General features: G+C 40.4%; 8 protein-coding genes. 6 read left to right on the forward strand and 2 right to left on the reverse strand.

The window, feature by feature from the left end; translation table 11 throughout:
• Positions 1 to 141: 141 nt before the first annotated feature.
• From FTU16_RS13230 to FTU16_RS13245, 4 genes are all read left to right on the forward strand, one after another.
• Positions 142 to 480 (forward strand): DMT family protein, encoded by a 339-nt coding sequence (locus FTU16_RS13230; RefSeq protein ID WP_078189529.1) that lies wholly within the window; start codon positions 142 to 144, stop codon positions 478 to 480.
• A 619-nt stretch (positions 481 to 1,099) separates the two neighbouring features.
• On the forward strand, positions 1,100 to 1,612 hold the full coding sequence (purE, locus tag FTU16_RS13235) for a 5-(carboxyamino)imidazole ribonucleotide mutase (protein ID WP_078189531.1): 513 nt from the start codon (positions 1,100 to 1,102) through the stop codon (positions 1,610 to 1,612).
• Between the two features lie 16 nt (positions 1,613 to 1,628).
• Entirely contained in the window at positions 1,629 to 2,750 is a 1,122-nt protein-coding gene (locus tag FTU16_RS13240; RefSeq protein ID WP_078194467.1) for a 5-(carboxyamino)imidazole ribonucleotide synthase, read from the forward strand.
• Positions 2,751 to 3,479: 729 nt separating this feature from the next.
• Positions 3,480 to 4,766, forward strand: coding sequence for a lytic murein transglycosylase (locus FTU16_RS13245; protein ID WP_180163445.1), 1,287 nt, complete (start codon positions 3,480 to 3,482; stop codon positions 4,764 to 4,766).
• 56 nt (positions 4,767 to 4,822) lie between these two features.
• Here FTU16_RS13245 and FTU16_RS13250 read toward each other — a convergent pair whose 3' ends face one another.
• Positions 4,823 to 5,950, reverse strand: a complete 1,128-nt coding sequence (locus tag FTU16_RS13250) for an anhydro-N-acetylmuramic acid kinase (protein WP_078189534.1) — start codon at positions 5,948 to 5,950, stop codon at positions 4,823 to 4,825.
• A gap of 63 nt (positions 5,951 to 6,013) precedes the next feature.
• On the opposite strand from FTU16_RS13250, the gene tyrS reads away from it, so the two are divergent.
• Positions 6,014 to 7,246 (forward strand): tyrosine--tRNA ligase, encoded by a 1,233-nt coding sequence (gene tyrS, locus FTU16_RS13255; RefSeq protein WP_180163449.1) that lies wholly within the window; start codon positions 6,014 to 6,016, stop codon positions 7,244 to 7,246.
• A 495-nt stretch (positions 7,247 to 7,741) separates the two neighbouring features.
• On the opposite strand, the gene FTU16_RS13260 is transcribed toward tyrS, so the two are convergent.
• Positions 7,742 to 8,383 carry a YitT family protein gene (locus tag FTU16_RS13260; protein WP_180163446.1) on the reverse strand — a complete coding sequence of 214 codons (642 nt, stop codon included), beginning with the start codon at positions 8,381 to 8,383 and terminating at the stop codon, positions 7,742 to 7,744.
• 224 nt (positions 8,384 to 8,607) lie between these two features.
• Here FTU16_RS13260 and FTU16_RS13265 point away from each other — a divergent pair, with 224 nt between their 5' ends.
• Positions 8,608 to 8,880, forward strand: a complete 273-nt coding sequence (locus tag FTU16_RS13265; RefSeq protein WP_078194471.1) for a hypothetical protein — start codon at positions 8,608 to 8,610, stop codon at positions 8,878 to 8,880.
• Positions 8,881 to 9,221 lie beyond the last annotated feature (341 nt).

The following is a 9,221-nucleotide window of genomic DNA, read 5'->3' on the forward strand; positions in this document are numbered from 1 at the left end:
TGTATGAGATCGTGCAAAAAGATTGAGCTCGTAACTGATCAAATGTGCGCAAATTTCTTGAGGATAAAAACACGGAAAATAGGCGCGAAATCATGATGAAAAACGTACAATAAGAGCAAATTTTTGCGATCTTGATTGCTTATGTCACTTGCCCTGTTTTTATTGATTATTTCCAACTGTTTTATGACTTTGGCCTGGTATGGACATCTGAAGTTTTTACATGATGCACCGCTTTGGCAAGCGATTTTATTTGGATGGGCGATTGCATTACTCGAATACAGTTTTATGATTCCAGCAACGCGACTGTTGGCCAAACATGGGTGGTCATTGGGTCAAATGAAAATTACACAAGAAGTCGTGACGCTATTGGTCTTTGTTCCATTTATGATTTTCCTTTTTAAACAACCCTTTAAATTGGACTATTTGTGGGCAGGTTTATGCCTTTTTGGATGTGTCTATTTCGTATTTCGTAGTGCTTAATTGATTCATTGGCTCGTATTGAGTTGAACGAGTTGGGCAAAACTCGGAGAGCTTAGGGCTAAAGTGAGCAGGATAAAGATCTGTTTTATGTTTAAGGTGTCTTATAAACTGATGTTACGCAGTAACATCAGGAGCGTAATTTGATTCAAATAAAAGAACGATACGCGGTAAGGTCATCCGCAAGTGTTTGAGACAGGACTACTTCTAATCAAAAATGTTTTGCGATATTTTTGAATAATTAGACGCTAGTGAACGAGTTTTGCGGATGACAATGGTTTTGGGTACTTTTGCTGAAACAAAAGTACCTCCAGCCGAAGGCTAATCCCTTTATTCAATCCCTAAGATGTAAGACTCCGTCGAATAGGCTTAAAAATCATTTTAAAAATGCAAAATTACTTTTATGTGCGTAACATCAGTTATAAATATTGATTTAATAAAAGTTTTTATAAAATTGAAAAAAATAAAAATATTTTCATCAAAATATTATGGAGTTTTCTCTTTAAAGACAACCGTTAAATTTTATTGAGATGAATTTTCAGTCTATAATATGGGGCTCTTATTAAAGCTTGGCTCTAGTCGAGATTTACTCTCTCTTACTTTAATCTCTGGAAACATTGCAATGAATGCGGCCGCTTCACAAGACACTCCTCTCGTTGGAATTATCATGGGTTCTCAATCGGATTGGGCAACTCTAGAAAACACTGCCAATATGCTCAAACAGCTTGGCGTCCCATTTGAAGCGGAAGTTGTATCTGCACACCGAACTCCAGATCGATTATTCGAATATGCTGAAACCGCACGTGATCGTGGTATTCAAGTGATTATTGCCGGTGCTGGCGGCGCAGCACATTTGCCAGGCATGTGCGCAGCCAAGACTGACCTACCTGTACTTGGTGTACCGGTAAAATCATCAATTTTAAACGGCGTGGATTCATTACTGTCTATCGTGCAAATGCCAGCAGGTATTGCAGTTGGTACTTTGGCGATTGGCCCAGCGGGTGCGACCAATGCAGCGATCATGGCGGCACAAATTTTAGGTTTAACGCGTCCTGAAATCGCAAAAAATGTTGCAGATTTCCGCGCTGCGCAAACCGATAAAGTGGCGAGTAAAAATATTCCGGGTCAAGCTTAATTAAGGGGCATTTCTCATGGATAAAACCATTGGTATTTTTGGTGGTGGCCAGTTGGGTCGCATGATGGCGCAAGCGGCATTGCCTTTAAACATTCAATGCACCTTCTTTGAAGCGAGTACTGAGTGCCCTTCTGCAGCGCTGGGTCCAGTGATTTCGACTCAAGCTGAAAATGGTTTGCAAGATTTCATTCAGAGCGCAGATGTTTTCAGCTTAGAGTTTGAAAATACTCCGTTAGCAGATGTTGATGTGTTGACTAAGAACAAAGCATTGCACCCACCGCGCCAAGCTTTAGCGATTGCACAGCATCGTTTGTCCGAAAAGGCTTTGTTTGATGAATTGGCTATCCCAGTTGCACCTTATAAGGCCGTGACATCTTTCGAGGGTTTACAAGCTGCTGTTGCTGAGTTGGGTTTACCCATCGTACTGAAAACATCGCGTGGCGGTTATGACGGTAAAGGTCAATTTGTGCTACGTAGCGCTGAGCAAATGGATCAAGCATGGGCTGAACTAGGCCCTGCAGGTGAATTGATCGCAGAAAGCTTTGTAACCTTCTCACGTGAAGTCTCAATCATTGCGGTGCGTGGTCAAGATGGTGATGTGAAAACATGGCCATTGGCGGAAAACCACCACCACAACGGCATTTTGTCGCATTCGATTGTGCCTGCACCAAACAGTGCAGACTTACAACCAGTTGCGCAAGATTACATTACTCGCCTGCTCAATCATTTGAATTATGTCGGTGTTTTGACGTTAGAGCTGTTTGTGACGGATAAAGGCTTATATGCCAATGAGATGGCGCCACGTGTGCATAACTCGGGGCATTGGTCGATTGAAGGCGCAGTGTGTTCACAATTTGAAAACCACATTCGTGCTGTAGCAGGTCTACCTTTGGGTTCAACTGAAGTTGTTCGTCCAACGGTCATGGTAAACATCATTGGTCAACATCCGAAATCTGAAGATGTATTGGCACTGAATGGCGCGCATTTGCATCTGTATAACAAAACAGAGCGTGAAGGTCGCAAAATTGGTCACATCACTTTAATGCCGAACGATACCGCTGAATTAACAGCTTTATGCCGCGCATTGGCGAAAATTTTGCCGAATCCGCTGGCGCTTAGCGAAGATATGACCATTTAAACTTGAGTTTGAATGATAAAAAAGCGGTCATGCATATGGCCGCTTTTTTTATCGCTATAGTTCGGGCATGATTGCGCCTCTTTGCAAAATCACACCGCTTATCGGTGAAACGATAAGAAACTATGGATCATAAAGTGTTCGTTCGTTTATAAATATTCTGCGTTAATCTTCGTATGATTTTTTGTGTATCAATAGCCTGTGATGTGTGTGAATCAAAATCAAAAATAACCAAAGCGTTTTGAATTTAAATTGTGTTTTTGAATTCAAACTATGAATTTGAATTCAAAAAATCCTATACCAAAAGCAATGAATTCAAAGTTTATGAATTCAAATTTGAAAAAATGAATTCATTTCGCTGAGTTTAAATTTAAAAATTTGAATTTAAAAGTTGCTCAGACTTATTGGATCTATAGGGAGTGTATTTTAAAACCTATAATATTTTGATTATTAATAATAAAAATAAATTTTTCCCCCATTTTGCATTTGTGGGTAATTTTTTATGCGCCTAATTTATTTTAAATTTAAAAGTTTTGAATTTAAATTTAAACTGGTGTTTGGTTTCTAATGAATTTAAAGTTGGGTTGTGGATAACTGCTTTTGAATTCAAATTTTAAAAATGAATTTAAATAAGTATAAAATATGAATTTAAATTTACGTTTTGAACCTTTAACTTTTGCTTTGAGCTGCTATTGTTAAAGCAACAATTTAAATTCAAAAAAGATCTAGGGTATGAAGCATCACTTAGGATTTGTTTTCGGGACTGCTTTATTGGCAATAACTCAGGCAAATGCCGAGTTGATTATTAATGGTCAGTCTGTCAATGCGTCGAGCATGCCTACAACAAGCAGCATTTCACCACAAAATAACTTTCAAGGTTGTTTAGCCAATTTGCGCTCGCAAGCAATGAATGCTGGTGTGAGTGCATCCACTTATGATCGCTATACACAAAATTTAACACCTGATTATTCTGTGATTGAAAAGCTCAACTATCAGCCTGAGTTTTCAACTCCGATTTGGGACTATCTGTCCGGTCTGGTAGATGAAGAGCGTGTACAACTGGGTCAGCAGAAATTGGCGCAGCATCGTGATGTATTAAACCGTGTCGCAGCGGCTTATGGTGTGCCTGCTGAAACCGTGGTCGCGGTTTGGGGTGTGGAGAGTAATTTTGGTGATATTGCGGGTAGCTATCCTTTATTACAGTCATTGGGCACTTTAAGTTGTGAAGGACGCCGTCAAAGCTATTTCCGTGGCGAGTTTTTTGCAGCCATGCGGATTTTGCAGCGTGGTGATTTAAATGAATCACAATTGAAAGGTTCGTGGGCAGGTGCATTTGGTCATACCCAATTTATGCCGAGTACTTATGAAGAACTGGCCGTGGATTTTGATGGTGATGGCCGCCGTGATTTGGTATCGAGCACCACGGATGCGTTGGCATCTACAGCCAACTTCCTGAAAAAGCGTGGTTGGCAAACTGGTCAGCCGTGGGGCTTTGAAGTCAAAATTCCGGATGGCATGTCGATCAGTGGAGAAAGTCGCCGTAATAAAAAGTCATTAGACAGCTGGATGAATCGTGGTTTGCAGCGTGCCGATGGTACGCCGTTAATTCAAGGTAACCTTTCTGGATCAAGCCAAGCAGGTTTAATGGCACCGGCTGGGGCAAGTGGGCCTGTGTTCTTAGTGTTTAAAAATTTCGATGCAATCTACAGCTATAATGCGGCAGAGAGTTATGCATTAGCGATTGCGCATTTATCCGATCGCTTGCAAGGCAAGGGTGGCTTTAGTACGACATGGCCAACCGATGATCCTGGGACTTCACGTGCGGAACGACGTGAGATTCAACAATTTTTACTTAACCGCGGCTATGACATCGGTAAAGTGGATGGATTAATTGGAGATAAAACCCGTCAAGCCATTCGACAAGAGCAAAATCGACTGGGTTTAAGTCCAACAGGTCGGGCGGGACAGCAGATTTTACGGGCATTTCGTAATGAAAATGCGAAAAATATGATGCGTTAATTCATCAATAATAAAAAGGTCTGCAATTGCAGACCTTTTTTATATGTTTTTGACTCTTAAACCGCAGTGATTGTACCTAAGATACGATAGCCAGCAGCACCCGTCACACTTGGTAAATTTGCACTAAGCTGATTGACAAAGCGCATCGCCAACCAAGCAAAGGCTGTGGCTTCCACCCATGTTGGGCTTAAGCCTAAATCTGCGGTACTTTGCACCGTCCATTCATGTTTACGTAGACGCCAGCGCAGTTGCTCTAATAGGTGCGAATTGTATGCACCACCACCGCATACATAGACTTCACCGGTATCCATATCAGAACGGTAAATGGCTTTTTTAATGGCACGTGTGGTGAGTTTCATTAAGGTTGCTTGAATGTTTTCTGGCGTATCTTCGAGTTCGTCATATTCGAGATCTCCACGCCAATCGAGAATCTGTTCATCTAACCATTCTAGATTGAAGTCTTCACGACCTGTGCTTTTTGGTGGTTCCTTAGAGAAAAACTCGTGCGCTTGTAAGCGGTCGAGCAGACTGCGAATAGGTTGACCATAAGCTGCCCAGTTGCCATTTTCATCATAGGGCTGACCAGTATAACGTTCGCACCAAGCATCCATTAAAATGTTGGCAGGGCCTGTATCAAAGCCATAGACATCTTCAGGTTTGCCTGCAGGTAACATGCTGACATTGGCGATGCCGCCCAAGTTTAAAATCACACGGTGAATAGTATCATGTTGGAAAAGCGCTTGATGAAACGCAGGAACTAAAGGTGCGCCTTGACCGCCTGCAGCCATATCACGGCGGCGGAAGTCTGAAATCACAGGGATTTTAGTGAGTTCGGTGATAATGTTTGGGTCGCCAATTTGTAGGGTAAAACCATGTTCAGGGCGATGACGGATGGTTTGTCCATGCGAACCAATCGCCTTGATTTGACTACGATCTAGCTGATTTTTCTCGATCAATTCATTGATGCCATGACCGATCATTTGAGCTAATGCAACGTCTGCCTTACCCATACGATCAATTTCGTTATCATCAGGCAAAGTGAGCGCCATCAGTTCATCACGAAGGTCTGGGTCAAAGGGAAGTGTGAGCGTCGCATGAATCTCTAAAGGATCAAAAGAAGCAGCAACAATATCGACACCATCCATGCTTGTGCCGGTCATTACCCCAATGTAGATCGCTGTCATGATGATTCTTAAGCCTGCAATGTGCTGAAAAAGTGTTAGTATATCGCACAAATTGTATAACTGATCTATTTGGATTTTGTGATGTCAAATTTCCTGCCGGCTGAAGAACAACTTGCCCTCATCCAACGAGGCACACATGAGATTATTTCTGAAGAAGATCTTCTTAAGAAATTAAAGCAGAATCGCCCATTAAAAATTAAAGCGGGTTTTGACCCGACTGCACCTGATTTACATTTAGGTCATACGGTTCTGATTAATAAATTAAAAGTTTTCCAAGATTTAGGTCATGAAGTTTACTTCCTGATTGGTGACTATACAGCCATGATCGGTGACCCAACGGGTAAGAGCGCTACGCGTCCACCGTTGTCACGTGAAAAAGTTTTAGAAAATGCTAAAACTTATCAAGAACAAGTATTTAAGATCTTAGATCCAGCGAAAACTAAAGTTGTGTTTAACTCAGAGTGGTTTGGTCAAAAAACTGCTGCTGACTTGATTCAGTTGGCTTCACAGCAAACTGTGGCACGTATGTTGGAACGTGATGACTTCACTAAACGTTATAACAGCCATCAACCGATTGCGATTCACGAGTTTTTATATCCATTGGTGCAAGGTTATGATTCAGTTGCGCTAGAAGCGGATGTAGAGTTGGGGGGTACAGACCAAACCTTTAACTTGCTGATGGGTCGTACATTACAAAGCCGTTATGACCAAGAGTCTCAAGTGTGCATTACTGTGCCGATTCTTGAAGGTTTAGACGGCGTAAATAAAATGTCTAAATCTTTGGGTAACTATATTGCTGTATTTGATGCACCGGGTGCGATGTACCAAAAAGTGCTGTCAATGCCAGATGATTTGATCGAACGTTACTTTGACTTGTTGAGCTTTAAATCGATTGAAGACATTCAACAGTTGCTCAAAGAAGTGGCTGAAGGCCGTAATCCACAAGAAGTGAAGAAAATTCTTGCACTTGAATTGGTTGAGCGTTTCCATGGCGCAGAAGCTGCGGCAAATGCGCACAAAGGTGCAGGTAACTTGATTACTGAAGGTGAACTTCCAGAAGGTACACCAGAAGTGACGATTTCTCGTGGCGCATTTGGTGGTGAGATTTTCATTACTTCTATTTTGCGTGAAGCGGGTTTGACTAAAAATGCAGCTCAAGCAAAAGATGCAATTGGTCGTGGCGGGGTGAAAGTGGATTGGGAAGTGGTTGATGCAGGTTATGCTGTGTCAGAAAACAAAACTTTGATCATCCAAGCGAGCAAAAAAGCGATCGCAAAAGTAACTTTTACCGACTAATAAATTCTTGAATTTTTAGTTAAGTTATTGAATTAAAAGCAGGCTTCGGCCTGCTTTTTTTTACCAATTAATATATTAATAATATAAATAAGCAAATTCAAAAAAAACCTTATAAAAACAACACTTAAATTTTGCCAAATGTGTTGCATTTCTCGAATTTTATGTATAAGATTTATTCATCTAGAGAGAGATATATACCATCTAGAGGGTACATAATCATAACTCCACTTTTTATAAGTCTCTTCCCCAAGGGACTCTTTTTTTAGTGAGTTAACAAATAACTATAATAACTACACGATGGATCGACTAAAGATTCAATTCTAAGGGAAAGATTTTGGGAGAGATCTTTCCCTTTTTTATTTGTAAAATTGAGCTATTCCTTTCAAAAATCACATTCATTTCTGTATTAAAGATTTTAATCGCGCCAGAAAAAAGGCCCGATTCAATCGAGCTTTAAAATGTCTTTACTTAGATAGATGTTCATGGAGCTTGGTTTTAGGGCTTAGGGCCAAATTGAATGAAGCTTAATTTAGGTAAGATCCGCTTGACTAAAGTCCCGACTAAAAGTGCGGTAATAATGGTGCCTTCACGTACTCCGATGACTTGATGTAAGACCAGCCAACTGCTGATAACTGCAATACTGACCAAGAGGATGTCGCCATAGGTCTTACAGTTGCCAAAATCAAGGCGATAACGAACAGCAATGGCTTGATAGAGACCTTCTGCGGCTAAGAGGACTAGACTGGCTTTGACCACTAAGCTCACACCTAAAGCGGTAATCAGGCAACTTGCCAAGCAAGCCAAGAGTTGAAGTGGGTAACTTTCTATGCTCCAGCCTTGGGTGAGCCACATTAAACTGTCAATAAATGCACCAAATAAAATTCCCACAGGTAATTGCAACCACTGTATCCACTGAAAGCGTGATTTTAAGATCAGCATTTGCAGCAGAATCATGACGATATGCATTAATACTGTTAATGTGCCGACGGTGAGTGGAAAGATATAGCTAAAGCTGTAGGGCACCGAAGAAATAGGGGATGTCCCTAAATTTGAATGTATAGAGAGTACGACACCAAAAGCTAATAATCCTAATCCGCTTAATAGTAAGAATAAGCGTGGAAAAAACTGTGTTGGCATCCTGCACCTAAAAAATAAAAAGAGTGTACGTGAAATGCAGCCTGCGCTCTATGCGTCTAAAGCCCAAAAATAGTGGCTTTTTATGACTGTGATCGTTAATAGTGATTATTCAAATAAATAGGCTGTATTTTTATCAGCAAAAATGACTAAGCATGTAATTAAAATGATTTTTGCAAAAACAGGCCTTATGGAACAATGGTCAAAAATCAAAAAAGAGCAACAACATGGCGTATTACAATACCGATAATCATGATGAACAGATCGATCGAATCTTGAGATATTTATTTGACTACCAAACCACACAGCATAAGCGAGCATTATTTTGTGAGGCGCAGCAACAATTACATGATTTGGATATCGCAGCACAGTACCAACTATTTGCATTGGTACGAGAACAACTCCCTCGACGTGCAAAGCTGCTATTTTCTGCTGAAGATTTCCGTGGAAAGCAACAAGTCATCTTGGAAGTCATGCAACATTTAGCATATGAACGTTAAAAGAATGCTGGGAAATATAAAAATGCACGCAAAAAAAGTCTATAAAGCTTGAATCGGTGTGATGACAGAAAAAAATGATGTGCTTTGAGGCAGAAAAGTAGACTAATGATTAATAAGCAATCAAAGTCACTTTTATTAGAATTAAAAGCGCTGAAAAAGATTTGCTAGATATAAGAAATTTACTTAATTAAATATCGACTATCTGCTAAATATTTATAAAAAATGCTTAAAAAATAGGTAAAATTGCAATTTTTTTAGCAAAAACGCTTATAAAAAATACATACGTGAAAAATATAGTGAATTGGGGGTTGCAATGATTCTGAAATGCTCTAGAATGCACC

The sequence above is a fragment of the Acinetobacter sp. YH12069 genome, from assembly GCF_013419675.1.
GTDB classification, from domain to species: domain Bacteria; phylum Pseudomonadota; class Gammaproteobacteria; order Pseudomonadales; family Moraxellaceae; genus Acinetobacter; species Acinetobacter amyesii.

Excerpts from the sequence above, each read along its gene's own strand:
- FTU16_RS13230 (WP_078189529.1), top strand. The coding sequence starts at position 142 with ATGTCACTTGCCCTGTTTTTATTGATTATTTCCAACTGTTTTATGACT.
- purE (WP_078189531.1), top strand. The coding sequence starts at position 1,100 with ATGAATGCGGCCGCTTCACAAGACACTCCTCTCGTTGGAATTATCATG.
- FTU16_RS13240 (WP_078194467.1), top strand. The coding sequence starts at position 1,629 with ATGGATAAAACCATTGGTATTTTTGGTGGTGGCCAGTTGGGTCGCATG.
- FTU16_RS13245 (WP_180163445.1), top strand. The coding sequence starts at position 3,480 with ATGAAGCATCACTTAGGATTTGTTTTCGGGACTGCTTTATTGGCAATA.
- FTU16_RS13250 (WP_078189534.1), bottom strand. The coding sequence starts at position 5,950 with ATGACAGCGATCTACATTGGGGTAATGACCGGCACAAGCATGGATGGT.
- FTU16_RS13260 (WP_180163446.1), bottom strand. The coding sequence starts at position 8,383 with ATGCCAACACAGTTTTTTCCACGCTTATTCTTACTATTAAGCGGATTA.
- FTU16_RS13265 (WP_078194471.1), top strand. The coding sequence starts at position 8,608 with ATGGCGTATTACAATACCGATAATCATGATGAACAGATCGATCGAATC.